This window comes from Bacillus sp. 03113, assembly GCF_006546985.1.
GTDB lineage: Bacteria > Bacillota > Bacilli > Bacillales > Cytobacillaceae > VATK01.
Genome location: NZ_VATK01000005.1, coordinates 26,479 through 53,215 on the forward strand (window position 1 = coordinate 26,479; position 26,737 = coordinate 53,215).

Genomic DNA, 26,737 nt, shown 5'->3' on the forward strand with positions numbered 1-26,737 from the left:
TACGTCGGAGCTAGACACCAGTTTAATTTCAAAAAATTATTTCTTAGAAAAAAAGGCTGATTCATTCTTGTTAGGAACAAGAATACAATCAACCTCTCCTCATTTACGAACCGATATAGTGAATGAGAGTAGCCAAAATAAAAAGAGTTGCAAAGAAACCAAATGAGACAATAAATCCTACACCAGAATCAACGACATCATTTCTTTTGCATTGAACGTTCTTCTCAAATTCGTTCAACTCTCTCCCTCCTTAAAAGAAAAGCGTAAGCGGCTTGATCAGCCCTGAAGAAAAATGTTCGTTTGACTCAAAAAGCGCTTTTAACTTTTAGAGGCAAAGGGTTATTTTTCACAAGGGCTAGACGCTGGAGCTAGACATCAACAAAAGCGGCCGATTAAAAACGCCACGGCCTTATGTCTTCATCGGCACTCGTACATCCTGTACATCGTAAGCGGTTTGATCAGCTGTTACTAGCTACTTTCTTAACCAAATTATAATGGAATCGATAAAGAAAATAAAGAATCTGACAGCGCCTTTTCCTCAAATGACAGGAGTTGTCACAAATAGTTTTCAGTTGAAAGGTCAAAATACGTATATAAGATGGTACCGTTGTCAATTAAGTATCCTAGGCCTCAATTGACAGCGTTCAATATATAGGGAATTGGTACCTTCAATGAAGGTGTCAATTCCCAGTGAAATATCTTGTCAAATAGCGGGCGCTTCATTAGGATTAATACATATAGAAATGGTATGAAACGGAGCGGAAGACTTTGATAGTGAACTTATGGAAAGATATAAAAAGAAAAAGATTTTCTCCTACTTATTTATTATATGGAACAGAAGCGTTTCTTATTAATGAAACAACACAATTATTAGTTAATCATGTTTTTGATGAAGGGGAAGTAGATTTTAATTTATCCTCCTATGATTTGGAAGATACACCGATAGAAACGGTCATTGAAGAGGCTGAAACACTCCCCTTTATTGGAGAGAGAAAACTCATTCTTGCTCATAATCCTGACTTTTTAACAGCGGAAAAAACAAAAGGTAAAATTGAACATAATCTTGCGAAATTAGAAGCGTACTTGAAGCAGCCGGCTCCCTATTCCATTTTAGTATTTTTGGCTCCTTATGAAAAATTAGACGAACGTAAAAAGCTGACAAAAGAATTAAAACGGCAAGCAGCTATTTTAGAAGCGAAAAAATTAAACGAAGCAGAATTAAAGAATTGGATAAAAGAAAGAGCAGCACTAAATGAAGTAGAAATAGATGACCAGGCTGTTGAATTAATCCTTAATCTTGCAGGAACTGATCTATTTATGCTTACAAATGAGGTAGACAAGCTCGCTCTTTATTGTCAGCAGGAAAAAAAGATTGACATGATTGTCGTTGAACAATTAGTAGCACGATCACTTGAACAAAATATTTTTTCATTAGTAGATAAAATAGTAAATCGAAAAATAGAACAGGCTTTTAGAATTTATTATGATCTCTTGAAGCAAAATGAAGAGCCGATAAAAATATTAGCAATGATTACAAGTCAATTCCGCCTGCTTTATCAAGTGAAAGAAATGTCAAGGAGAGGATATGGACAGCAGCATATGGCAGGTTTTCTAAAGGTACATCCTTATCGAATTAAGCTAGCTGCTGGTCAAGTTCGTGATTTTAGTGATGAAGAATTAAAAAAAATCATGAATGAGCTTGCAGAAGCAGACTATAAAATGAAAACGGGAGCAATGAATAAAGAGCTGTTGATCGAATTATTTCTATTTCATTTACAAGATGAACCTCAAAAGGGTTCGCGCGTTTCATCTTTATGAAAAAGGCTGTTTTCGTATAGATTGTTGCTTTTAAACCCGCAGCCTGCATACACTTAGCTTTCCGTGGGCGAGCGTCTAGCCTCCTCGTCGCACGGGGTCTCGCCTTTCTCGCATTCCCACAGGAGTCTACGTGTATGCAGGCTGCTCCGAAACGTTTCTCCCAATGTTTTTTTTATGTCAAAAGCAACAAACTTTGAGAAAACAGCCATGAAAAAACAACAAGAGGGTTTCTTTAAAGTGTATATACTTTAAGGAAACCCTCTTGTTTCTTAAAAATAAGAATAATATTTTAAAGTTAGACGAGTGTCTAGCTCCAGCGCCTAGCCGCTCGGATCATAAGCCACAATACTCCAGAAATCAGGATTTCCTGCGTATTGCGTCTTATGTCTGTCGCGGCTGATCAAGTCGCTTACGCTTTTCTATTTAAGCGTTTAAAGAGTTTATTTTTTTCGCTAAACGAGATTTTTTACGAGCAGCAGCGTTTTTATGGATAAGTCCCTTCGCAGCAGCTTTATCTAACTTACTAGCAGCGCTTGAGAAAGATTCAACTGCAACAGCAGCATCAGTTTTAACAATAGCAGCTTCAGTTTTCTTAACAGCAGTACGCAAAGAAGATTTGAAGTTAGTGTTTTGAGCATTACGAGCTTCGCTAGTTTTCACACGCTTAATTGCGGATTTAATGTTTGGCATTAAAATTCACCTCCTAAAAAGAGATCGAGATTCTATTCACTCGATTTACATTCATTACAATAAGAACAAGTGATATTCTATCAAACGACCGTACATATTGCAATACTCTCCATTTATTTTACCTTAAAAGATGTGTATAAAAATGAAAAATGAATATTTAAGTATGAAAGGGCAATGATAGAAAATATTCAAGCATGATTATCAACTGAATGTGGGGGATTTCTTTGACAAACGAAATGGATTTAAGCCAATATGCAATTCGAACGGATTTAGCGATTGAAGCAAGAGAAATGGTATTAAATGAACAAAAAGCGGATGTTCAGAAGCAAAAAAATCTATCCCAAATTGAGGGAGTCATTGTAAAAGAAAAAGTTGAGGACGGGACAAAAATTTCTTTGGTTGAAGTAACGGAGGTAGGGGAAAAAAACATCGGGAAAAAAAGAGGGAATTACTTAACGATTGAAGTAGAGGGAATTCGTCAACAGGATAGTGAGCTCCAGAAAAAAGTTGAAAAAATCTTGGCAATGGAGCTTTCTCAATTTTTAAAAAGAATGGGTTTACAAGAAAATGCCTCCTGTTTAGTCGTTGGATTAGGAAATTGGAATGTAACTCCAGATGCATTAGGCCCGCAAGTATGTGAAAATCTTCTTGTTACAAGGCATCTCTATGCTCTGCAGCCTGAGAGTATTGAAGAAGGCTATCGATCCGTCAGTGCACTGGCTCCAGGTGTCATGGGTCTGACTGGAATAGAGACAAGCGATATTATTATGGGAGTCGTTGAGAAAACGAAGCCCGACTTTATCATTGTCATCGATGCTCTAGCTTCACGGTCGATAGAACGTGTAAATTCCACGATCCAAATTTCTGATACTGGCATTCATCCAGGCTCAGGGGTCGGCAATAAGCGGAAGGAGCTTAGCGTTGAAACATTAGGTATTCCCGTTGTGGCAATTGGTGTCCCAACTGTAGTTGACGCAGTATCCATTACAAGCGATACGATTGATTTTATGCTAAAGCATTTTGGAAAAGAGCTAAAGGAAGGGAATAAGCCTTCAAGAGCATTAGCACCGGCTTGGATAAATTTTGGTGAAAAAAAAGTATTAACCAACGAAGACCTTCCAGAGGAACATCATAGAAAAACATTTCTTGGTATGATCGGAACGTTATCTGAGGAAGAAAAACGAAGCCTAATATATGAAGTCTTATCTCCTTTAGGACACAATTTAATGGTGACTCCAAAGGAAGTCGATATCTTTATTGAAGAAATGGCAAATTTATTAGCAAATGGTTTAAATGCAGCTCTACATAGTGCGGTAAATCAAGGGAATGCAGGTTTTATGACGCATTAAAGAGTTTGATTTTAAGGTTCTATCTCTCCTAGCAATGACATAAGTTTTAGTAGAAATGCTAGAAGAGGTGTGATATGAAATCAAAAGCAACAAATATTTCCGTAACCATTCGTGGGACAAGTCTTATTAAACTAGTAGCAGTATTCTCTTTATTCTTAATGATGATTTTTTCTATTAGCGGTTTATTAACATCGTTGAAGCCGTCTTGGAGAATTTCTTCATCTTCTTTAAATCATGCGACAACAAAAATAACAGGGGACATGCTCTATCAAATTGTAGGTATGGAAAATCATCTCTTCTTAGAATCTTTACCAGATAAACATTCGTCTCCGCAAATATCTAATTATCTTTTTAAGCTCACTACTAATATAAGTCTTAATGATCCTAGAAGTCTTTTGGGAAGGGAGCTTCCAGCATTCTCTCTTTATGATGGTAAGATTCTTGTCGCAGGAGAGGGAACAAATTATACCAATATGCCGATTGAATCTTCTCCGCCAATGGACATTTTAAAAAAGGAAAAAGAAGCAACATTACAAAATACAGAGGGCGTCCAAGACACAGAGAAAGCAAACCCGCCATCTTCTCCTTTACATTCAACGGGAGACAAAAAAGTCGTTTACGTTTATTTTTCGCATACACGCGAATCATTTCTTCCTTACTTAAAAGGAGTGACGAACCCGGATCTTGCTAGACATTCACAAATGAATGTTTCAAAAATAGGGGATAAATTACAAGAAGAACTGCAAAGTAGAGGAATAGGCACGACAGTTGATAAAACAGATATCGAAACCCTCTTAAACAAAAAAGGGTGGACGTATAATCAGTCTTACCAAGAATCGCGTGAAGTCGTTCAAAATGCTATGACTCGTGATCGTAACTTAACTTATTTAATCGATATTCATCGAGATTCTCGAAGAAGGGAACACACTACTAAGATCATAAATGGAGTTCCATATGCGAAGCTAGCCTTTATTATCGGTGCTGAAAATCAAAATTACGAAAAAAATGTAGCTTTTGCGAAAGAGCTTCACGAAAGATTAGACAAGGAATATAAAGGCTTAAGCAGGGGGATTATTGAAAAAAAAGGTGCCGAGACAAATGGAAAATTTAATCAGGATTTATCAAGCAACGCCATTCTGATTGAGTTTGGCGGCGTTGATAACACCTTTGAGGAGTTAAATCGGTCTGCTGCAATTCTTGCACAAGTATTTAGTGAATATTATTGGCAGGCAGAAAGTGTTAATAGCCAAGTGAAACCATAATTAATTAAATAAAGGTGGTCAAATGAAACGATTTATGCTCAAGGTAATCTTAATTGCCATCGTCATGTTTATCTCTGTTTTATTTGGAATGCAGCAAGCAAATGAAGGGATTCACAAGATGAAAGGGTATGAAGATGCCAATCTAAAAAGTGCTTTTACGATGAAGGAAAATACGGATGGAGAAATTCAGGCATCCGTTCTTGGCAGAAATATTTCTTCTCATGATCTTCAAAGTAAAAAAGAGCAATTAGAAGAAATGAAAGCCTATAACTTCTTCTCTTCAATGGGGAAAAACTTAGCAAATGGTATAACAAGCTTAACAGAAAAAACCTTTAACAGCCTAACAAAGAATAATGGAAAAGATGAGAATGATCAAAACTAATATTCCTTGGAATATATTATGCTTAATGCGGCTGATCAAGGTGCTTTCGACGTATAGGATGTACTAGTGCCGATGTTGCCACAGGACGTGGCGCCTTTAATCGGCCGCATTTCTATTGAATCTTGTGAACCCTACTGATATAATCAAAAATAGTGTATATTGCGCGATTGAAGTAGGAGTGAACGATATGAACAGAGAAGAAAGACTAAAAAAGCAATCAAAGATACGGAATTTTTCCATCATCGCTCATATTGATCATGGGAAGTCTACGTTAGCTGACCGCATTCTTGAAAAAACCAATGCCTTAACGGCTCGTGAGATGAAAGATCAGCTGCTAGACTCGATGGATCTAGAAAGAGAACGAGGAATTACCATTAAATTAAATTCCGTACAATTAAAATATAAAGCAAAAGATGGCGAGGTATATACCTTTCATCTTATTGATACCCCAGGACATGTCGATTTTACGTATGAAGTGTCCAGAAGTTTAGCTGCCTGTGAAGGGGCAGTTCTTGTCGTGGATGCAGCGCAAGGAATTGAAGCTCAAACACTTGCTAATGTATATTTAGCTATAGATAACGATTTAGAAATCGTTCCAGTTATTAATAAGATTGATTTACCAAGTGCAGAACCAGAACGAGTGAGAAATGAAATTGAGGATGTTATTGGATTAGATGCATCTGAAGCTGTTTTAGCCTCTGCAAAAGCAGGAATTGGGATTGAAGAAATATTAGAACAAATCGTTGAAAAGGTTCCTGCTCCAACAGGTGATCCAGAAGCTCCACTACAAGCCTTAATTTTTGATTCCTTATATGATGCTTATCGTGGCGTAATCGCGTACATCAGAGTTGTGGAAGGTACTGTAAAAGTTGGCGATAAAATCAAAATGATGGCTACTGGGAAAGAATTTGAAGTAACAGAGGTCGGCGTATACTCTCCTAAGGAAGTCCCTTTAAAGGAACTATCTGTTGGAGATGTAGGATTTCTTACGGCATCGATTAAGAATGTTGGCGATACTCGTGTTGGTGATACGATCACGAGTGCAAAAAACGGGGCAACTGAACCGCTTCCAGGTTACAGACGCTTAAATCCGATGGTTTATTGTGGTCTTTATCCGATTGACAGCGCGAAATTTAACGATTTGCGTGAAGCACTTGAAAAGCTTGAATTAAATGATTCAGCACTTCAATATGAGCCTGAAACCTCTCAAGCATTAGGTTTTGGCTTCCGTTGCGGCTTCTTAGGACTGCTTCATATGGAAATCATTCAAGAGAGAATTGAACGTGAATTTAATATTGATTTAATTACAACGGCTCCAAGCGTTATCTATCACGTCATTATGACGGATGGCACTGAAGTAAGAATTGATAATCCTTCCGATATGCCTGACCCGCAAAAGATTGAACGGGTGGAGGAGCCTTATGTAAAAGCTACTATGATGGCTCCAAATGAATATGTGGGCGCGATAATGGAGCTGTGCCAAGGAAAACGTGGAATTTTCATTGATATGCAGTATTTGGATGAAACGCGTGTCAGCATTGTATATCATATTCCTTTAGCAGAAATTGTTTATGACTTTTTTGATCAACTAAAATCAAGTACAAAAGGATATGCATCCTTTGATTACGAGTTAATTGGCTATCAGCCATCAAAGCTTGTTAAAATGGATATCTTATTAAATAACGAAAAAGTAGATGCCTTAAGTTTTATCGTGCATAAAGACTTTGCTTATGAAAGAGGAAAAATCATCGTTGAAAAACTGAAGGAATTAATTCCGCGTCAACAGTTTGAGGTTCCTGTTCAGGCAGCGATTGGACAGAAAATTGTCGCTCGATCAACTATTAAAGCCATGCGTAAAAATGTTCTAGCAAAATGCTATGGAGGAGATATTTCCCGTAAGAGAAAGCTTTTAGAAAAGCAAAAAGAAGGGAAAAAGCGGATGAAGTCCGTTGGCTCCGTCGAGGTTCCTCAAGAGGCATTTATGGCTGTATTGAAAATGGATGATACAAATCCAAAGAAATAGAAAGATAAGAGGTTAGATGTGCTTCTTTCAAGGGCTCTAACCTCTTTTTATTTAGAGGTGAAAATAGTGGTAAGAGCAGCGTATATTCATATTCCTTTCTGTGAACACATATGTCATTATTGCGATTTTAATAAGGTTTTTCTCAAAGGTCAGCCAGTCGATCAATATTTGGATGCGTTGGAAAGAGAGATTGAACTGACAATTGCTCAAATTCCTACCGATTACCTTAGCTCAATTTTTGTAGGCGGCGGGACTCCTACATCCCTTAATGAGAAACAGCTACAACGCTTATGTGAGATCATTAAATCCCATTTACCTTATAATGAACAAACAGAGTTTACCTTTGAAGCAAATCCTGGTGATTTATCAAAAGAAAAACTTCAAACTCTATATACTTACGGAGTGAATCGTCTGAGCTTTGGGGTACAAGCTTTTAATGATGAGCTACTAAAAAAAATCGGAAGATCTCATCGTGTAAAAGATGTCTTTCACACGATTGAAGCTGCGAAATCTACTGGGTTTCATAACATTAGCATTGACCTTATCTATAGCTTACCTGGACAAACTTTAGCTGATTTTAAAGAAACCCTATCTGCAGCATTCTCGTTGGATTTGCAGCATTTCTCTGGCTATTCCTTAATTATTGAGCCTAAAACTGTTTTTTATAATTTAATGCGAAAAGGGAAGCTTCCTTTGCCTGGTGAAGATGTTGAGGCCAGCATGTATGAGGAACTGATGGCACAAATGGAGCTGCATGGCTATCAACAATATGAAATAAGCAATTTTTCGAAAAAAGGCTTTGAGAGTCTGCATAACTTAACTTACTGGAATAATGAATATTATTATGGCTTTGGAGCGGGAGCTCATAGCTATGTTAATGGTTCAAGACGTGCTAATTATGGTCCACTTAAAAAATATATGACTCCAATTGAACAAGGCCAACTTCCGCTTTTAGACGAACATTCAGTTACAAAAAAAGAGCAGATGGAAGAAGAAATGTTTCTAGGTTTAAGAAAAACGGATGGAGTATCTTTTACTCATTTTTATCAAAAATATAATGAGGATTTACAAGAACGATTCCGCAGCGAAATAGAAGCTCTTGAAAAAAGGCAATTAATTCAATTGAAGAATGGAAAAGTATTCTTAACCAAACAAGGTCGTCTACTCGGGAATGAGGTTTTTCAATCTTTTTTATAAACTAGCTTTACATTCATCGATTATGCGGAAGTTTTCTTTTAAAAAAAGATCAAATCATTGACACACTCCCCTTTTATTTGATAATTTATTAATATAATTAGCACTCGTTAATATGGAGTGCTAACAGGGGTGATTTACTTTGTTAACAGATCGTCAATTATTAATTTTCCAAGTGATTGTTGATGATTTCATTCGATCTGCTCAACCAGTCGGTTCGAGAACCTTGTCAAAAAAGGAAGAAATATCTTTTAGTTCTGCCACGATTCGAAATGAAATGGCAGACCTGGAAGAATTAGGTTTTATTGAAAAAACTCATACTTCTTCTGGGCGAGTTCCTTCTGAAAAAGGGTATCGATACTATGTTGATCATCTGCTTTCACCTCAAAAATTAAATCAAGAAGATGTAATAAAAATTAACTCTGTATTTACAGAAAGAATATACGAGCTTGAAAAAATTGTACAAAAATCAGCAAGAATTTTATCTGAATTAACGAATTATACTTCAATCGTTTTAGGACCTGCCGTGAGAGAGCATAAACTTAAGCGAATTCAAATTGTGCCACTTAACAATCAAACAGCCATTGCAATCATTGTGACGGATACCGGGCATGTAGAAAATAAAATGTTTCAGCTTCCAGATATGAATGCGGATGAAGTTGAAAAGCTGGTTAATATCCTGAATGATCGCCTCGTTGGTGTACCATTGGACAAATTGAATGATAAAATTTATAGAGAAGTGGCTCTGTTAATAAAAAAACATATTCGTAATTATGACTACATTCTTCGCTCCTTATCAGATACAATTACCTTGAATAAACACCATGAAAAGCTTTTCTTTGGCGGGAAAACGAATATGCTTAGCCAGCCTGAATTTCATGATATTGAAAAAATTCGTGGTTTAATGAATATGATTGAGCAAGAAGAAAGGATTCATGAGTTAATACGGAGTCAACATTCAGGGATTAATATTAAAATCGGGCGAGAAAATAAAAATACGGCCATGGAAAATTGCAGCTTAATTACGGCATCTTATTCAGTTGGAAGCGAACAACTGGGCACTATCGCCATTTTAGGTCCTACTAGAATGGAATATTCACGTGTAATCAGTTTGTTGCAATTTCTTACAAGCGATTTAACGGCTGTACTGACAAAACTGTATCAAAATGATTAAGGGTGGAAATATTGTTGAAGATGGAATGAATGTTCCATCTCTTTCCGATGTCTAGCCCCTAATGAAAATCAAAGTGATTATTATGGTTATTATATAAATTTATCCTTTGAGGGAGGTGAATACGTTGCAAGAAGAAAAATCAACGATGAATGAAGAACAAATCTCAAATGACATAGAAAAAAATGATGATGTTATTGAAGAGGTTTTTGCAGAAAATGAAGTGGCTGAAGAAGAAGCTGTTGATGCAGAATTAACTGCAGCTCAAACGAAGGTAGCAGAGTTAGAAGCAAAATTAGTAGAAGCAGATAATCGATATCTTCGACTTCAAGCTGATTTTGATAATTCTCGTCGCCGTGCAAAGCTTGACCTTGAAGCGACTCAAAAATATAGATCACAAAGCTTAATTCTTGATTTGCTGCCTGCAATCGATAATTTTGAAAGAGCAATAAAAATGGAAGTTGAAAATGAACAGTCAAAATCCTTGTTGCAAGGAATGGAGATGGTTTATCGCAGCTTACTAGAGGCATTGAAAAAAGAGGGTGCAGAACCGATTGAATCGGTTGGAAAAGAATTTGATCCTCACGTTCATCAAGCTGTGATGCAAGTAGAAGATGACAATTTTGAACCTAATGTCGTGGTTGAAGAGTTTCAAAAAGGGTATAAGCTAAAAGATCGTGTTATTCGTCCAGCGATGGTAAAGGTTAATCAATAGCATATGCTACATATTAATTTATATGGAGGTTTAAAACATGAGCAAAATTATTGGTATTGACTTAGGAACAACAAACTCATGTGTTTCTGTATTAGAAGGTGGAGAACCAAAGGTAATTCCTAACCCAGAGGGTAACCGTACAACTCCTTCTGTTGTTTCTTTCAAAAATGGCGAACGTCAAGTTGGTGAAGTGGCAAAACGTCAATCAATCACAAACCCAAATACAATCATTTCCATTAAACGTCATATGGGAACAGATTATAAAGTTGAAGCTGAAGGGAAAGATTATACACCACAAGAGGTTTCAGCTATTATTCTTCAATATTTAAAATCCTATGCAGAAGAATATCTTGGAGAGCCAGTTACAAAAGCAGTTATAACGGTTCCTGCATATTTTAATGACGCAGAGCGTCAAGCAACAAAGGATGCAGGGAAAATTGCTGGTCTTGAAGTAGAACGTATTATTAATGAACCAACTGCAGCAGCTCTTGCCTATGGTTTAGACAAAATGGAAGAAGATCATACAATTCTTGTCTATGACCTTGGTGGAGGTACTTTCGACGTTTCCATCCTTGAACTTGGTGATGGTGTGTTTGAAGTAAAAGCAACAGCTGGTGATAATCGTCTTGGTGGTGACGATTTCGACCAAGTGGTCATTGATCATTTAGTAAATGAATTCAAAAAAGAAAATGGAATTGATCTTTCTAAAGATAAAATGGCGTTACAACGCTTAAAAGATGCTGCTGAAAAAGCGAAAAAAGATCTTTCTGGTGTAGCTTCTACACAAATTTCTCTTCCTTTTATTACAGCTGGTGAAGCAGGACCGCTTCATTTAGAATTAACATTAACAAGAGCGAAATTTGAAGAGCTTTCTTCAAGCCTTGTAGAACGCACAATGGGTCCAACTCGTCAAGCGTTAAGAGATGCAGGTTTATCTGCTTCAGAAATCGATAAAGTCATTCTTGTTGGTGGATCAACGCGTATTCCTGCTGTACAAGAAGCAATCAAAAAAGAAATTGGCAAAGAGCCTCATAAAGGTGTAAACCCAGATGAAGTAGTAGCGATGGGTGCTGCTATTCAAGGTGGAGTAATCACAGGGGATGTAAAAGATGTCGTTCTTTTAGATGTTACACCACTTTCATTAGGGATTGAGACAATGGGTGGCGTATTTACAAAGTTAATCGACCGAAATACAACAATCCCTACATCGAAATCTCAAGTATTCTCAACTGCTGCAGATAGCCAAACAGCCGTAGATATTCATGTTCTACAAGGGGAACGTCCAATGGCTGCGGATAATAAAACATTAGGCCGCTTCCAGCTTACAGATATTCCACCGGCACCACGTGGTATTCCGCAAATTGAAGTATCTTTTGATATTGATAAAAACGGAATCGTAAATGTCCGTGCGAAGGACCTAGGAACAAACAAAGAACAAGCCATTACAATCAAATCTTCTACTGGTTTATCAGATGAAGAAATTGAAAAAATGGTTAGAGAAGCAGAAGAAAATGCGGATGCTGATAAAAAACGTAAAGAAGAGGTTGAACTTCGAAACGAAGCGGATCAGCTTGTATTCACAACTGAAAAAACCTTGAAAGACCTTGAAGGAAAAGTTGATGAAGCCGAAGTAACAAAAGCAAACGAAGCGAAGGATGCTTTAAAAGCAGCCATCGAGAAAAATGATTTAGAAGAAATTCGTACAACGAAAGATGCTTTACAAGAAATTGTTCAAGCACTTTCCGTTAAACTATACGAAGAAGCTGCTAAACAAGCACAGGCTGCCCAAGGTGCAGAAGGCAATAGCGGAAAAAATGACGATGTAGTTGACGCTGAGTTTGAAGAGGTTAAAGACGATAAATAATCGATAATCATGACCGAAAAAGTCAAAGTCAGGTCTATCTTGACTTTGACTTTTTCTTATGTAATAAGTTTTTTGAGAGTTAGAAGGGTGCCTAGCGACGTACAGGATGTACGAGTGCCGATGAAGACATACGGCCGTGGCGTTTTAAATCGGCCGCTTTTCTATCTGTCTAGCTGCAACGCCTAGCTGCCCGGATCATAAGCCACAATACTCCAAAAATCAGGATTTTCTGCGTATTGTGTTTTATGTCTGTCGCAGCTGATCAAGGCGTTTCCGCTTTTCTAATTGACTTATAAACATGAAATGATACAATTACATTTATGTGAAATGAATCGGGGAGTGGTAATCATGTCTAAAAGGGATTACTATGAAGTTCTTGGCGTGTCAAAATCGGCATCAAAGGACGAAATAAAGAAAGCTTATCGCAAGCTTTCTAAAAAGTATCATCCTGATATTAACAAAGAGCCAGATGCAGAATCAAAATTCAAAGAAGTCAAGGAAGCCTATGAAGTGTTAAGTGATGATCAAAAAAAGGCTCACTATGATCAATTCGGACATACAGATCCGAACCAAGGCTTTGGAGGTTCAGGTGATTTTGGAGGCTTTGGAGGCGGTGGCTTCGGTGGCTTCGAGGATATTTTTAATACCTTCTTCGGAGGCGGAGGAAATGGCAGACGCCGTGATCCAAATGCTCCAAGACAAGGTGCGGATCTACAATATACGATGGCATTGTCCTTTGAAGATGCTGTATTTGGTAAAGAAACAGATGTCGAAATTCCGCGTGAAGAAACATGTGAAACGTGTGAAGGCTCTGGTGCAAAACCAGGAACAAAGCCTGTAACGTGTCAGCATTGTCAAGGAACTGGACAACTAAATGTAGAACAAAATACCCCATTTGGTAAAATTGTTAACCGTCGGGTATGTAATCACTGTAATGGAACTGGTAAAGAAATTAAGTTTAAATGTTCTACCTGTCATGGTACTGGAAAAGTGAAAAAACGTAGAAAAATACATGTGAAAATTCCAGCAGGAATTGATGATGGACAGCAATTACGTGTTACTGGTCAAGGGGAGCCTGGAGTAAACGGCGGTCCTGCAGGTGATTTGTACATCGTTTTTCATGTGAGAGAGCATGAATTTTTCGAACGAGATGGTGATGATGTCTACTGTGAAATGCCTGTAACCTTTGTCCAAGCAACCCTTGGTGATGATATTGAGATACCAACCCTGCATGGAAAAGTAAAGCTTAAGGTGCCTGCAGGAACTCAAACAGGGACTAAATTCCGATTGAAAGGAAAAGGAATTCCAAATGTAAGAGGATACGGTACAGGTGACCAGCATATTATTGTACGAATTGTTACCCCAACAAAGCTATCGGAAAAGCAAAAGCAGTTGCTGCAGGAATTTGCAGAAATCAGCGGTCAGGTTCCGCAAGGTGAACAAGAAGAAAGTTTCTTCTCTAAGGTAAAAAGAGCCTTCAAGGGTGAATAAAGGGAAATGGAGTTGGTAGAATGAAATGGTCTGAAATCAGTATTCATACGACAAATGAAGCTATTGAACCGATTTCAAATATTTTGTATGAAGCTGGAGCAAGCGGGATTGTCATTGAAGACCCGTTTGATCTTGTGAAAGAAAGAGAGGATCAATTCGGTGAAATCTACCAACTCAACCCAGATGATTATCCTGAGGAGGGTGTAATCATTAAAGCTTATTTACCTGTGAATAGCTTTTTAGGAGAAACGGTTGAAGAAATCAAAGAAGCTATAAATAATTTGATCATTTACAATATTGATATTGGATTGAACAAAGTATCAATTAGCGAAGTGAATGAAGAAGAATGGGCAACAGCTTGGAAAAAATATTATAACCCGGTAAAGATCTCTGAAAAGTTTACCATTGTCCCTACATGGGAGGATTATACCCCAGTTAATAGCGATGAACTTATTATTGAGCTAGATCCCGGCATGGCGTTTGGTACAGGTACACATCCAACGACAGTGATGTGTATACAAGCAATAGAGAGAACTGTCCAAAAGGGTGATGTTGTCATTGATGTTGGCACTGGCTCTGGTGTTTTAAGCATTGCTGCAGCTATGGTGGGAGCATCAAAGGTTTATGCTCTAGACTTAGATGAGGTGGCTGTAACAGCTGCACGCTTAAATGTAAAATTAAACAAGGTGCATGATCGGGTTCTTGTTTCACAGAATAATCTTCTTGATGGAATCGAAGAACAGCCTAATATCATTGTGGCGAATATTTTAGCAGAGGTTATTATCCGTTTTACCGAGGATGTCTATCGAGTGCTAAATTCTGGAGGGACCTTCATAGCTTCCGGAATTATCCTACAGAAAAAACAACAAGTAAAAGATGCACTTATTCAAGCTGGGTTTGAAATTGAAGAAACGATGCAAATGGAAGATTGGATTGCCATTATAGCGAAGAAAAAATAGACGATTAAAGGGAGAGGAAGCCATCTCCCTTTTTCATAGTTATTTTTAGGCTGTTTTCTCAAAGTTTGTTGCTTTTGACATGAAAAAACATTGGGAGAAACGTTACGGAGCAGCCTGCATACACGTAGACTCCTGTGGGAATGCGAGAAAGACGAGACCCCGCAGGAGCGTATGCGACGAGGAGGCTTGACGCTCGCCCACGGAAAGCGAAGTGTATACAGGCTGCGCGTTTAAAAGCAACAATCCATACGAAAGCAGCCCATTTTTAAGTAGTAAGTCTCCCTTGTCAAGTTTATATTTTTATAGATATGGCTTGACATGAATTCACTAAAAGGATGGTGCATACATGCAACGATATTTTGCTAATCAAGATCATAATAGATTTCATATTGAAGGCGATGATTTTCACCATATTGTTCGTGTTATGCGCATGAATATGGGAGAACAGATTATTTGTGTAAATAAAGATCAGCAAGCAGCTATTTGTACAATTGAAGAAATTACCGATGAACAAGTTGCTGCAAAGGTTGTACAATGGATCGAAGAAGCTTCAGAGCTGCCTATTCATGTTACAATTGTTAGCGGGTTGCCTAAAGGGGATAAGCTTGAATGGATTATTCAAAAAGGAACAGAGCTCGGCGCTAAGCTGTTTATCCCTTTTACTTCAGCTCGTTCTGTGATAAAATGGGACGGAAAAAAAGCAGAAAAAAAGCTTATTCGCTGGAATAAAATTGCAAAAGAAGCAGCTGAACAGTCCCATCGACAAACGATCCCAAAGGTAATGGATCCGATTAACATAAAACAGCTGATTCAATTAGGACAAAGCTATGATGCCAAGCTTATTGCATTTGAAGAAGAAGCTAAGATTGGAGAGGCCTCCATATTTGCAAAAACGTTAGACACTATGGAAACAGGACAGTCCCTTCTTATTGTATTTGGCCCTGAAGGTGGATTAAGTACAGAAGAAGTGAATCAATTAAAGGAACAGGGCTTTCACTGCTGCGGTTTAGGTCCTAGAATTTTAAGAACAGAAACAGCACCGTTGTACGCACTTTCTGCTGTTTCCTATCATTATGAATTATTGAGGTGAATAAATCATGCCTACAGTTGCCTTTCACACGCTAGGCTGTAAAGTAAATCATTATGAAACAGAAGCGATATGGCACCTTTTTAAAGAATCCGGCTATGAACGTGTTGAATTTGAATCTACATCAGATGTTTATATTATAAATACATGTACTGTAACGAATACAGGAGATAAAAAAAGCCGTCAAGTCATTCGGCGTGCAGTTAGGAAAAATCCTGATGCAGTCATTTGTGTAACAGGATGTTACGCACAAACGTCTCCAGCAGAGATTATGGCTATCCCAGGGGTTGATATCGTTGTTGGTACACAAGATCGAGTGAAAATGCTGGACTATATCGAACAATATAAACAAGAACGCCAGCCAATTAATGCAGTTGGAAATATTATGAAGAATCGAGTGTATGAAGAGTTAGATGTTCCTGAGTTTTCAGATCGGACTCGTGCTTCATTAAAAATTCAAGAAGGCTGCAATAATTTTTGTACGTTTTGCATCATTCCTTGGGCTAGAGGTCTTATGAGATCTCGAGACCCAAAAGAAGTTATTCATCAAGCACAGCAGCTTGTGGATGCAGGCTATCAAGAAATCGTTTTAACGGGTATTCATACAGGTGGATACGGCGAGGATATGAAAGATTATAATTTAGCAAAGCTTCTTCAAGATCTCGAAGCAGAGGTAAAAGGATTAAAAAGACTGCGTATATCTTCTATTGAAGCAAGTCAAATTACAGATGAAGTCATTGAAGTAATCAACCAATCGAATATCGTTGTTAGACATTTGCATATTCCATTGCAGTCAGGCTCTAATACTGTACTTAAAAGAATGAGAAGAAAATATACGATGGAGTTTTTCGGAGAGCGTATAAGTCTCCTAAAGAAAGCTCTTCCTGGCTTAGCTGTTACTTCGGATGTAATTGTTGGTTTTCCTGGTGAAACAGAGGAAGAGTTTATGGAAACGTATAACTTTATTAAAGAACACAAATTTTCAGAGCTTCATGTATTTCCTTATTCAAAGCGTACAGGAACTCCTGCTGCTAGAATGGAAGATCAAATTGATGAAGACATTAAGAACGAACGTGTCCATCGATTAATCGCTCTCTCTAATCAATTAGCGAAGGAATATGCATCTTCCTTTGAAGGTGAAGTATTAGAAGTTATTCCAGAGGAAGCATTCAAAGGAGAATCATCAGTCGAACAATATGTAGGTTATACAGATAATTATTTAAAGGTTGTCTTCCCTGCTAATGAAGCAATGGTTGGTAAAATTATAAAGGTGAAGATAACAAAAGCTGGCTATCCGTATAATCAAGGTGAATTTGTACGCGTACTAGAAAACAACGTTATTAAAGAAGCTGTAAATATATAATTTGAGAACTGCTCATTACTGCAGTTCTTTTTCTCGTTGTTTAGGAAATTATAAAATAGTTGTCTGTGGATAACTTTTATCGTAATGTATCGACGTCCAGCTCCAGCGCCCAGCGACTAGTGTCCACCCCACTCCTCCCTACGATAAGTCAACATCGAATCGCTTTCGCTCTTCGTGTTTCCTTTATCTCAGTCGAAGCGGGGCCCAGTCCATACGTCGCTAAACGGGCGCTTCCGCTTTTGTTCTGATAAAATAAAATATAAACATTCTCTTATAATGGAAGGAAGTCATTGATGGAAACAAATATAGCTGGTTTTATCGATCATACACTGTTAAAAGCAAATGCAAGAAAAGCTGATATTGAAAAGCTCTGTCAGGAAGCAAAGGATTTTCAATTTGCTTCAGTCTGTATAAATCCTACATGGGTAGAGCTTGCAAGTAGTTTATTAAAAGGAACAAATGTAAAAGTTTGTACCGTAATAGGTTTCCCATTGGGTGCGACAACTTCAGAAACGAAAGCTTCTGAAACGCAACATGCAATTGATAACGGTGCAGAAGAAGTGGATATGGTCATCAATATTGGAGCACTTAAGGACGGAGAATATGAGCAGGTAGAAAATGATATTCAAGCTGTTGTTCAAGTGGCAAAAGGAAAAGCTATTGCGAAGGTCATTATTGAAACATGCCTGTTAACGGAAGAAGAAAAGGTTGTTGCTTGTCAGTTAGCAGTGAAGGCTGGAGCAGATTTTGTGAAAACATCCACTGGTTTTTCAACGGGAGGAGCCACGGTGGAGGATATTAAGCTGATGAGAAAAACGGTTGGACCAGAAATAGGTGTCAAAGCGTCAGGCGGCATTAGAGATTTAGAGGATGCAAATAAAATGATCGAAGCCGGTGCAACTAGAATTGGTGCTAGCTCAGGGGTTGCCATTGTCAGCGGTCAAAGAAGTAATTCAACATATTAGTGAACAGAGTTCAGTAAGCTAAAAACTTCCGGAATTTAGGTTGGGATACTTCTCCAACAGATTGATATATCCCATTAAAGCTTGCATTAGAGGAAGACTATTGATTCTTAAAACCTGAATTACAAATCAGTAAAAAAGAAGGTTTACTTAAATCAAGACGCTATGGCAAGCTAAATTGTGTTGACCTTGTTTCGCTGTTATATTATAATTGCAAAGTACATGGAAATCCATGATTGATGTAAGTGTGTTGTGCTCGGAGGGAGGGAAAGAGAATGTCTAAAACTGTCGTTCGTAAAAACGAATCGCTTGAAGATGCTCTTCGTCGCTTCAAACGTTCAGTATCAAAAACTGGTACTTTGCAAGAAGCAAGAAAGCGCGAATTCTACGAAAAACCTAGCGTAAAACGTAAGAAAAAGTCTGAAGCTGCTAGAAAACGTAAGTGGTAAGAGAGGGTGTACTTTGAATGAGTCTTCTCGAGCGTTTAAATCAAGATATGAAACAAGCAATGAAAAATAAAGAAAAAGATAAACTCTCGGTCATTAGGATGATTAAAGCTGCTGTGCAAAATGAATCCATTAAGCATGGCAAAGAGCTTACAAATGATGAAGAGTTAACTGTCCTTTCTCGCGAAGTGAAACAACGCAAGGACTCCCTCCATGAATTTGAAAAAGCAGGTCGGAATGATCTTGTTGAAAAAGTACTTGCGGAATTAACGCATGTAGAAATATATTTACCTAAACAACTTTCTGAAGAGGAACTGAACGAAATCGTAAGTACAACGATTTCAGAAGTAGGTGCTTCTACAAAAGCTGAAATGGGCAAAGTGATGGCTGCATTAATGCCAAAAGTAAAAGGCAAGGCAGATGGATCACTTGTAAATAAACTTGTACAACAACACCTTTCATAAAATAAGTTCGAACTGTTATAAGGGCTGTAGTCATTGACTACAGCCCTTTCACTATTGAATTAATAATAAAGGCTGTTTTCTCAAAGTTTGTTGCTTTTGGCATAAAAAACATTGGGAGAAACGTTTCGGAGCAGCCTGTATACACGTAGACTCCTGTGGGAATGCGAGAAAGGCGTGACCCCGCAGGAGCGTATGCGACGAGGAGGCTTGACGCTCGCCCACGGAAAGCGAAGTGTATACAGGCTGCGCGTTTAAAAGCAACAATCTATACGAAAACAGCCATAATAAAAAAGTAATTATCCTTTCTATTTAGAAGTTAATCCCCTAATTATGGTAAAATAAAAATAACTACTCTTTAAAATGAAACCTTTTTATGAATTAAACGTAAGAAAATTATGACTAAAAAGGAAAGGAGGGTGTAAGGGTGCGAATACGAAAAATATTAACAATTTTAACTTTCCTATTTGTATTTATCATCCTACTGATTCCTGTAGAAGGCATAGTGCATGAGCAGGTTGCTCATGCGGGGTCACTTGAAAATACGGTGGATAAGGGATTGCCAGCAGATGGCACCTTTTCTGAAAAGCTTGCACAATTTTTAACCTATCCAGTTGTAATCCCTATTTTGTTAACGGTCGGGAGTCTTGGATTTGTGTTAATGCTTTACTCATTTGGCTTTGGGATCCCTGGACTAATAGGTTTAACATCCATGCTTCTTTTTTTCTACGGACATATGGTAGCAGGATTGGCAGGATTTGAATCGCTTCTTTTATTTTTATTAGGAGTAGGTCTTCTTATCTTGGAACTGTTTGTACCTGGCGGAATTGTAGGAGTGTTTGGATTTGTAGCGATCATATCAAGCTTTTTATTAGCTGCCGAAAACATCGTTTATATGGGAATCTCATTGTTCATCGCGCTTTTTATTTCGATTTTAGCTTCCATCCTAATGGTAAAGGTGTTTGGTAGAAGAATGACATTATTTAAAAAAATGATTCTAACAGATTCAACTAGTTCAGAACAAGGGTATGTGTCAAATGAAAATAGGTCTGAATTGCTTGGCCTGATAGGTTTCACCATTACCCCTTTACGTCCTGCAGGAACAATTATGATCGATCATGAAAGAATTGATGTTGTAAGTGAAGGGAACTATGTTCCACAAAATGTTCAAGTTACAGTCGTAAAAGTAGAAGGTTCAAAAATTGTTGTCAGAGAGATTGTAAATATTGAGAAAAAATAATCGTCTTTTAGGAGGACAATAGAAATGATAGCACCAGGAATGGCTTTTTTATTAATCGCAATTGTTTTGGGTATTATTTTATTAGCTATTTTATTTACTTTTGTCCCTGTTATGCTATGGATTTCTGCATTAGCTGCAGGTGTCAGAGTGAGTATCTTTACATTAATTGGAATGAGGCTGCGCCGCGTTATTCCTAGTCGAGTCGTTAACCCACTTATTAAAGCTCATAAAGCTGGATTAAATGTGACGACAAATCAATTAGAGAGTCATTATTTGGCTGGAGGGAATGTCGATCGAGTCGTGAATGCATTAATTGCTGCTCATCGTGCAAATATTGAATTAAGCTTTGAAAGATGCGCTGCGATTGATTTAGCAGGCCGTAATGTTTTAGAAGCGGTTCAAATGAGTGTAAATCCAAAAGTGATTGAAACACCATTTATCGCTGGTGTTGCTATGAATGGAATCGAGGTAAAGGCAAAAGCAAGAATTACGGTTCGTGCTAACATTGATCGTCTCGTTGGGGGAGCTGGTGAAGAAACCGTAGTTGCTCGTGTTGGCGAAGGGATTGTAAGTACGATCGGATCATCAGATAATCATAAAAAAGTATTAGAAAATCCTGATATGATTTCGCAAACTGTGTTATCCAAAGGGCTGGATGCTGGTACTGCATTTGAAATCTTATCCATTGATATTGCCGATGTTGATGTAGGTAAAAACATTGGAGCTGAACTGCAAACAGAACAAGCGGAAGCAGATAAGAAAATTGCCCAAGCAAAAGCTGAAGAGCGTCGTGCCATGGCGGTAGCTCAAGAACAAGAAATGAAGGCCCGTGTTGAAGAGATGAGGGCCAAGGTAGTAGAATCAGAGGCAACCGTTCCTCTTGCAATGGCAGAGGCTTTAAAGACGGGGAACTTGGGTGTAATGGATTATATGAATATGCAAAACATATCAGCTGATACGGATATGAGAGGGTCCATCGGAAAATTATCAGGTGGAAATCCAGATGGTAAGGCTTAAGCTTGAATGTCCTTCACATCGCTATGAAGGGAGGATCCCTTTTTGGATATCATTTTAAGTAACCTCCCTGGCATTATTATTGCCATTGGGATCATATCTACCATTGTCAAAAAGGTTAAAGATGCCCAGGACAAAGAATCAACCTTGAAGCCGTTAAATCCTAATGCTAGAAAGGCCGCAACTAGTCCTAAAATGGAAATAAAACAAATAATAGAGGATTCTCTAAAGGAGCTAAAACCCGCTGCTGCAAAGAAGACGGAAAGCCGTATTGAAGAGAAAATCAATGAGAAGAAGCTAAAAGCAAAAGAAGTTATGCAAGGCTTAAACGAGCAACAGGCTCAAATTAAAAAGAATACAAACCAAATAAAAGCAAAAAATCAAGCTGCCTCAATGCATGCCACTAAACCACAGCCTTCTTTTGCAGAGGGAAAAAACATAGTGGATGCAATTATTTGGTCGGAGATTATTGGACCGCCTAAATCTAAAAAAATGCATGATAGAAGACATGGAAATCGCTTCATTCGATAACCTTTTTTGTTTTAAAAGTGCTAGAGCCTTCTTTCATTTCATACATATGAGATGTTTTATTGGGGGTTCTAAATATACAAAGGTTAATCACATAGAACATGCTGCTCTTAGATACAATTCTAAGCATAATGAACACTGTTATAGAGACCTCCTTAAAACCACGAGCCATTCTAAGTGTTTGTAGGCGGTGATCTTTATAGGCTTCAATTAACTAATAAAGTGGACTGTCTATGCTTCCGCTTAACGGGTTCAGTTTAAGATGCAAAACAGAAAAAACGCAAGGAAATCACTTGCAATTGACACTATAAAGAACTTGGAGAGTTCCAAGTTCTTTATCATTTGTTGTGAAACTAAAGTAACTGATTAAGTAAAAACAAACAATTATCTGTATTAATGAACTTCTTTTTCTCTTTCTCTTCTTCTAAGACCAAGCAGACCTAATAACCCTAATAAACCGAGCCATTCCCAATTAGTATCATTATCATTGATGTCTGCTGCTGTAGATACATTCCGAGTCGTAACCTCATTATTGTTATTGTCTTCAGCATGGACAGTTGCGCCAAGAGCCATTATAGTTAAAGTCAAAGTACATAAAATTGAAGATAATATCTTTTTCATTGTTTCCCTCCTTTCATAATAAGTAATGTCCCCAATTTTATAGCCACCATTCGTTAAGTAAATAAAACCATTTAGGTTAAAATTAGAATTTATCCCTTTAACAACCATCATTAAAAATGACGAATACCTTCATTTTTATTAGGGATTATAAAAACGTGACCAATCGTTAAGAAAGGAAGGTCGCTCAATGAATATTTTACAACTTGGGAGGACAATTATGGGAATTTTAAGTGATAATCCACAAAATGAACCAATGCACTATGGTGAAGTGTTTGGAGTTTGGAGTTATCTTGCTGCTTTAAAAGGTTCTATAGCAGGATACCAAACATTTATCAACCATACTGGAGATACTGACCTCAAAAAATTACTTGAAGATACTATTCAAGCCATGAAGCAAGAAATAGAACAAGTTGAAAATCTGTTGAAAGTGAATGGTATTGGTTTACCACCTTCACCACCTGAAAGACCATCAGCAACATTAGAAAGTATTCCTGTTGGTGCTAGATTTAGTGACCCTGAAATTGCTGCGTCTGTAACTAAAGATATAGCGGCTGGACTAGTTGCATGTAGTCAAGTTATGGGTCAGTCGATTAGAGAAGACATTGGCATGATGTTTGGACAATTCCATGTTACAAAAGCACAGTTTGGTGTAAGATTATTAAGAATAAACAAAGAAAAAGGGTGGTTAATTCCTCCACCACTTCACATACAAATACCAGAACCTGCACACGTATAGAAAGTTTTGATTTAGCTCCTTACTCAAGGAGCTTTTTCTCATTATTTGGAAGGTAGATACTTATCCGACATCATTATTAATAATCTGCTTAAGTATTAACATAATTTCCATGAGTATACGAGAATGTACGTTCCTGTTTTTGTTGAAAAAAAATAAACGCCAAACGGCTGCTTTATTTCATAGGCTGTTTTCTAAAAAATTGTTGTTTTTAGCACTTCTGCAATATCTTGACTGTATTTTAGATTTCTAGCAATCCTAGACAATTTAACAACGACTAGTCCATCAAATAGCCCTTGGTCAATATCCTTTAGCAATTGCAATAGGAGTGTACGCTCTTCAAATCCCGCCCGACTCAATCTCTTCATATAACTTGTACTGATATCCTTTTGATTCGCATAATCTTGTAGTAATAGTCTTGTAATTGAGGAGGACATCATCTGATTCACCATTATCCCTTGAAATACGGTTGTATATAGCGACTGTTTTAATTAGCATGATATGAACTACTGTGAAATAGTATGTTATTGAGATTCTTATATATCATACATAACAGTCTGTAATAAATCTCATACATATGAGATGAAGGGAGGTTCTTTTTTATGGCTAAAAAGTGGGGACAAATTGTCCGCAGCTGGATGACTAAAAGTATGGAGCTTCCTCAAGATGTAATAATGGACTTGCCGAGAATTACGATGATTGGACAAATTCATATATATATTGAAAATCACCGTGGACTACTGACTTTTTCTGATAAAGAGCTAAGACTCCTCCTCAAGCAGGGACAGCTTTTAATAAAAGGGAGCAGCTTTGTGATTAAAACCATATTGCCTGAAGAAATATTACTCGAAGGAAAAATAGATCAAGTTCTCTATATAGATGAATAATTCAGGAGGGTGCGATGAAAAATCAATGGATCGAATTTTACAATGGAATCGTAACGGTAAAAGTGACTGGAAAAGCAATTGAACGTTTTCTTAATAAGCTGATCCGAAATGGAATCAATATTTGGAATGTGAAACGACTTGACTCAAGTGCTATATCCTTTGATATGAGACTAAAGGATATAAAAAAAATTCGCCTTACAGTAAGAGGATCAGACTGTAAATTAGAGTTTATTGGAAGAAAAGGAATTCCATTTTTATTAAAAAGAGTGATTAGAAATTCTGGTTTCTTATTCGGTTTTATCCTTTTTTTAGGGATTATCCTCTTATTATCTAATATAGTGTGGGGAATTGAAATAAAGGGGGCTAATCCTGCTACTGAGCACCAGATTCGAAAAGAATTAAATAAAATGGATATAAAAGTTGGGAAACTGCAATTTTTTACAGATAATGTTGAAGGCATTCAAAAGGAATTAACGAATAGGATAGAAGCCATTACATGGGTAGGAGTTGAATTAATTGGTACAACCTATCATTTTCAGGTGGTCGAAAAGAATGAACCTCCGAAGCCTGAATATGTAGGTCCAAGACATTTAATCGCGACAAAAAAAGCACATATCGAACAAATACAAGTGGAGACAGGTCAACCAGTTGTTCAGATCAATGATTATGTAAGACCTGGTCAGCTGCTCGTATCCGGTTTTATTGGCAGTGAAGGGAAAATAAAAAAAATTGCTGCGAAAGGAAAAATTTACGGACAGACATGGTATGAAACAAAAGTAGACTTGCCTCTAAAATCAACCTTTAAGGTATTGAATGGGAATGAAGAACAAAAGGTTTTTATCAAAATTAGAAAGATTAAATTGCATATATGGGGATTTAAAAAAATAATATATAAGCAATATGAGGTTGAAGAAAATTGGACACCGATTAAATTTTTGAAATGGGAACTCCCTGTTTCAGTTGGGAATAAGGTATACAGAGAAAGCGAACAGGTTACACGAGAATACGGTGATCAAGAAGCGATAAAATTTGCCAAGCAATATGCTAGGAGTGATCTGCTTAGTCAATTACCTGATGATGCTAAGATAAAAGACGAAAAAATTTTGCAACGATCGATAGACAATGGTAAAGTATCTATATCAATACTTTTCCAAATTATTGAGGATATTGCTGAGGGACAACCAATAATTCAAGGAGATACAGAATGACAGTAGACTTAAAAACAATGGACGTTCAATTAGAAAATCCCAATGAAGCTATTGCTTTAATTGGAAACTCTGATGCAAATTTAAAAATACTTGAGCAGGAGCTCGATGTTTCCATCGTAACACGTGGAGAATCTGTATTTGTATCTGGTGAATCTGAACAAGTAATCCTTGTTGGAAACATCATTGAAAAATTATTATATGTAATACGAAAAGGCATTCAAATTAATCAAAGAGATGTAATGTATGCCGTTCAAATGGCTAAAAAAGGGACTCTTGATTATTTTAGAGATTTATATGAGGAAGAAATTGCTAAAAGTGCAAAAGGGAAATCTATAAGAGTAAAAACGATTGGTCAAAGGCAATATATCAATGCCATTAAAAAAAGTGATCTTGTTTTTGGCATTGGTCCTGCCGGGACTGGGAAAACATATTTAGCTGTCGTAATGGCTGTTAACGCACTAAAGAATGGACAAGTAAAACGGATCATTTTAACACGTCCAGCTGTTGAAGCAGGTGAAAGCTTGGGGTTTTTGCCCGGAGACTTAAAGGAAAAAGTGGATCCTTATTTAAGACCATTGTACGATGCTTTGCATGATATTTTAGGGACTGAGCATACGCAAAGAATGATAGAAAGAGGAACCATTGAAATAGCTCCACTTGCATATATGAGGGGACGTACATTAGAGGATGCTTTTGTTATACTGGATGAAGCTCAAAATACGACCCACGCGCAAATGAAAATGTTTTTAACAAGGCTAGGATTTGGGTCAAAAATGGTTATTACAGGCGATTCAACGCAAGTTGATTTACCGAAAGGTGTAAAATCAGGTCTGCTAGTTGCAAAAGAAGTATTAAAAGATGTAAAAGGTATATCGTTTATAATTCTTGAGCAATCGGACGTTGTGAGGCATCCATTAGTAGCGAAGATTGTTGATGCGTACAATCACAAGGACTAAAAACCGTTCGGCAATCCGAACGGTTTTTATATCGGACTTTGCATACTAGCTTATAAAAAAGGCTGTTTTCTCAAAGTTTGTTCCTTTTGACATAAAAAACATTGGGAGAAACGTTTCGGAGCAGCCTGCATACACGTAGACTCCTGTGGGAATGCGGGAAAGGCGAGACCTCGCAGGAGCGTATGCGACGAGAAGGCTTGACGCTCGCCCACGGAAAGCGAAGTGTATGCAGGCTGCGCGTTTAAAAGCAACAATCTATACGAAACAGCCATAAAAAAAGATAAGGATCATTTTGATGCAAATAATGAATTTT

The 26,737-nt window shown here is 37.4% G+C and carries 27 protein-coding genes; 23 read left to right on the plus strand and 4 right to left on the minus strand.

Translation table 11 applies throughout. The features are described 5' to 3' along the window. Positions 1-103: 103 nt before the first annotated feature. Complete coding sequence (locus tag FDO66_RS05490) at positions 104-238, minus strand: YqzM family protein (protein WP_141431457.1); 135 nt, start codon at positions 236-238, stop codon at positions 104-106. A gap of 530 nt (positions 239-768) precedes the next feature. Here FDO66_RS05490 and holA point away from each other — a divergent pair. Then, positions 769-1,818 (plus strand): DNA polymerase III subunit delta, encoded by a 1,050-nt coding sequence (gene holA, locus FDO66_RS05495; protein WP_141431458.1) that lies wholly within the window; start codon positions 769-771, stop codon positions 1,816-1,818. Between the two features lie 423 nt (positions 1,819-2,241). On the opposite strand, the gene rpsT is transcribed toward holA, so the two are convergent. Continuing rightward, a complete protein-coding gene (rpsT, locus tag FDO66_RS05500; protein ID WP_141431460.1) occupies positions 2,242-2,508 on the minus strand; it encodes a 30S ribosomal protein S20 in 267 nt (88 codons plus the stop codon). A gap of 236 nt (positions 2,509-2,744) precedes the next feature. On the opposite strand from rpsT, the gene gpr reads away from it, so the two are divergent. The 18 genes from gpr (at position 2,745) to FDO66_RS05590 (ending at position 22,022) form a co-directional block, all read left to right on the plus strand. Next, positions 2,745-3,857: a GPR endopeptidase gene (gene gpr, locus FDO66_RS05505; RefSeq protein ID WP_395939754.1), complete on the plus strand. Its 1,113-nt coding sequence runs from the start codon at positions 2,745-2,747 to the stop codon at positions 3,855-3,857. Positions 3,858-3,931: 74 nt separating this feature from the next. After that, entirely contained in the window at positions 3,932-5,119 is a 1,188-nt protein-coding gene (gene spoIIP, locus FDO66_RS05510) for a stage II sporulation protein P (protein WP_141431464.1), read from the plus strand. Positions 5,120-5,141: 22 nt separating this feature from the next. After that, positions 5,142-5,501, plus strand: coding sequence for a YqxA family protein (locus tag FDO66_RS05515; RefSeq protein ID WP_141431466.1), 360 nt, complete (start codon positions 5,142-5,144; stop codon positions 5,499-5,501). Positions 5,502-5,688: 187 nt separating this feature from the next. After that, positions 5,689-7,524: a translation elongation factor 4 gene (gene lepA, locus FDO66_RS05520; RefSeq protein WP_141431468.1), complete on the plus strand. Its 1,836-nt coding sequence runs from the start codon at positions 5,689-5,691 to the stop codon at positions 7,522-7,524. 66 nt (positions 7,525-7,590) lie between these two features. Continuing rightward, complete coding sequence (gene hemW, locus FDO66_RS05525; protein ID WP_141431826.1) at positions 7,591-8,721, plus strand: radical SAM family heme chaperone HemW; 1,131 nt, start codon at positions 7,591-7,593, stop codon at positions 8,719-8,721. A 139-nt stretch (positions 8,722-8,860) separates the two neighbouring features. Continuing rightward, positions 8,861-9,892 (plus strand): heat-inducible transcriptional repressor HrcA, encoded by a 1,032-nt coding sequence (hrcA, locus tag FDO66_RS05530; protein WP_141431470.1) that lies wholly within the window; start codon positions 8,861-8,863, stop codon positions 9,890-9,892. Positions 9,893-10,037: 145 nt separating this feature from the next. After that, entirely contained in the window at positions 10,038-10,604 is a 567-nt protein-coding gene (grpE, locus tag FDO66_RS05535) for a nucleotide exchange factor GrpE (RefSeq protein ID WP_141431827.1), read from the plus strand. 37 nt (positions 10,605-10,641) lie between these two features. Beyond that, the gene (gene dnaK / locus FDO66_RS05540) at positions 10,642-12,468 is read left to right on the plus strand and encodes a molecular chaperone DnaK (protein ID WP_141431472.1); all 1,827 of its coding nucleotides are present in this window, start codon (positions 10,642-10,644) and stop codon (positions 12,466-12,468) included. Between the two features lie 348 nt (positions 12,469-12,816). Next, complete coding sequence (gene dnaJ, locus FDO66_RS05545; RefSeq protein WP_141431474.1) at positions 12,817-13,959, plus strand: molecular chaperone DnaJ; 1,143 nt, start codon at positions 12,817-12,819, stop codon at positions 13,957-13,959. 20 nt (positions 13,960-13,979) lie between these two features. Next, positions 13,980-14,918, plus strand: a complete 939-nt coding sequence (gene prmA / locus FDO66_RS05550; RefSeq protein ID WP_141431476.1) for a 50S ribosomal protein L11 methyltransferase — start codon at positions 13,980-13,982, stop codon at positions 14,916-14,918. A gap of 346 nt (positions 14,919-15,264) precedes the next feature. After that, on the plus strand, positions 15,265-16,008 hold the full coding sequence (locus tag FDO66_RS05555) for a 16S rRNA (uracil(1498)-N(3))-methyltransferase (RefSeq protein WP_141431478.1): 744 nt from the start codon (positions 15,265-15,267) through the stop codon (positions 16,006-16,008). 7 nt (positions 16,009-16,015) lie between these two features. Further along, positions 16,016-17,368, plus strand: coding sequence for a tRNA (N(6)-L-threonylcarbamoyladenosine(37)-C(2))-methylthiotransferase MtaB (gene mtaB / locus FDO66_RS05560; RefSeq protein WP_141431480.1), 1,353 nt, complete (start codon positions 16,016-16,018; stop codon positions 17,366-17,368). Positions 17,369-17,661: 293 nt separating this feature from the next. Continuing rightward, positions 17,662-18,333 carry a deoxyribose-phosphate aldolase gene (gene deoC / locus FDO66_RS05565; protein ID WP_141431481.1) on the plus strand — a complete coding sequence of 224 codons (672 nt, stop codon included), beginning with the start codon at positions 17,662-17,664 and terminating at the stop codon, positions 18,331-18,333. Between the two features lie 272 nt (positions 18,334-18,605). Continuing rightward, the gene (gene rpsU / locus FDO66_RS05570; protein ID WP_066418648.1) at positions 18,606-18,779 is read left to right on the plus strand and encodes a 30S ribosomal protein S21; all 174 of its coding nucleotides are present in this window, start codon (positions 18,606-18,608) and stop codon (positions 18,777-18,779) included. Positions 18,780-18,796: 17 nt separating this feature from the next. Next, positions 18,797-19,240 (plus strand): GatB/YqeY domain-containing protein, encoded by a 444-nt coding sequence (locus tag FDO66_RS05575; RefSeq protein WP_141431483.1) that lies wholly within the window; start codon positions 18,797-18,799, stop codon positions 19,238-19,240. Between the two features lie 424 nt (positions 19,241-19,664). Next, positions 19,665-20,477, plus strand: a complete 813-nt coding sequence (locus tag FDO66_RS05580) for an NfeD family protein (RefSeq protein WP_141431485.1) — start codon at positions 19,665-19,667, stop codon at positions 20,475-20,477. Positions 20,478-20,516: 39 nt separating this feature from the next. Next, the gene (gene floA, locus FDO66_RS05585) at positions 20,517-21,494 is read left to right on the plus strand and encodes a flotillin-like protein FloA (RefSeq protein WP_181444469.1); all 978 of its coding nucleotides are present in this window, start codon (positions 20,517-20,519) and stop codon (positions 21,492-21,494) included. Between the two features lie 42 nt (positions 21,495-21,536). Beyond that, positions 21,537-22,022: a hypothetical protein gene (locus FDO66_RS05590; protein ID WP_141431489.1), complete on the plus strand. Its 486-nt coding sequence runs from the start codon at positions 21,537-21,539 to the stop codon at positions 22,020-22,022. Positions 22,023-22,412: 390 nt separating this feature from the next. Here FDO66_RS05590 and FDO66_RS05595 read toward each other — a convergent pair whose 3' ends face one another. After that, the gene (locus FDO66_RS05595) at positions 22,413-22,640 is read right to left on the minus strand and encodes a WGxxGxxG family protein (RefSeq protein ID WP_141431491.1); all 228 of its coding nucleotides are present in this window, start codon (positions 22,638-22,640) and stop codon (positions 22,413-22,415) included. A gap of 187 nt (positions 22,641-22,827) precedes the next feature. Here FDO66_RS05595 and FDO66_RS05600 point away from each other — a divergent pair, with 187 nt between their 5' ends. After that, positions 22,828-23,376: a DUF3231 family protein gene (locus tag FDO66_RS05600; RefSeq protein WP_141431493.1), complete on the plus strand. Its 549-nt coding sequence runs from the start codon at positions 22,828-22,830 to the stop codon at positions 23,374-23,376. 191 nt (positions 23,377-23,567) lie between these two features. Here the strand turns inward: FDO66_RS05600 and FDO66_RS05605 are convergent, their stop codons facing one another. Next, on the minus strand, positions 23,568-23,813 hold the full coding sequence (locus FDO66_RS05605; protein ID WP_181444460.1) for a recombinase family protein: 246 nt from the start codon (positions 23,811-23,813) through the stop codon (positions 23,568-23,570). Positions 23,814-23,975: 162 nt separating this feature from the next. Here FDO66_RS05605 and yqfC point away from each other — a divergent pair, with 162 nt between their 5' ends. Genes yqfC through FDO66_RS05620 form a run of 3 tightly spaced genes read left to right on the plus strand, consistent with a single transcriptional unit; the run spans position 23,976 to position 26,424 of the window. Further along, entirely contained in the window at positions 23,976-24,260 is a 285-nt protein-coding gene (gene yqfC, locus FDO66_RS05610; RefSeq protein WP_141431497.1) for a sporulation protein YqfC, read from the plus strand. Positions 24,261-24,274: 14 nt separating this feature from the next. Further along, the gene (gene yqfD, locus FDO66_RS05615; protein WP_141431499.1) at positions 24,275-25,468 is read left to right on the plus strand and encodes a sporulation protein YqfD; all 1,194 of its coding nucleotides are present in this window, start codon (positions 24,275-24,277) and stop codon (positions 25,466-25,468) included. Further along, positions 25,465-26,424 (plus strand): PhoH family protein, encoded by a 960-nt coding sequence (locus tag FDO66_RS05620; protein ID WP_141431501.1) that lies wholly within the window; start codon positions 25,465-25,467, stop codon positions 26,422-26,424. Before yqfD ends, FDO66_RS05620 begins: the two co-directional genes overlap by 4 nt. The last annotated feature ends 313 nt before the right edge of the window (positions 26,425-26,737 follow it).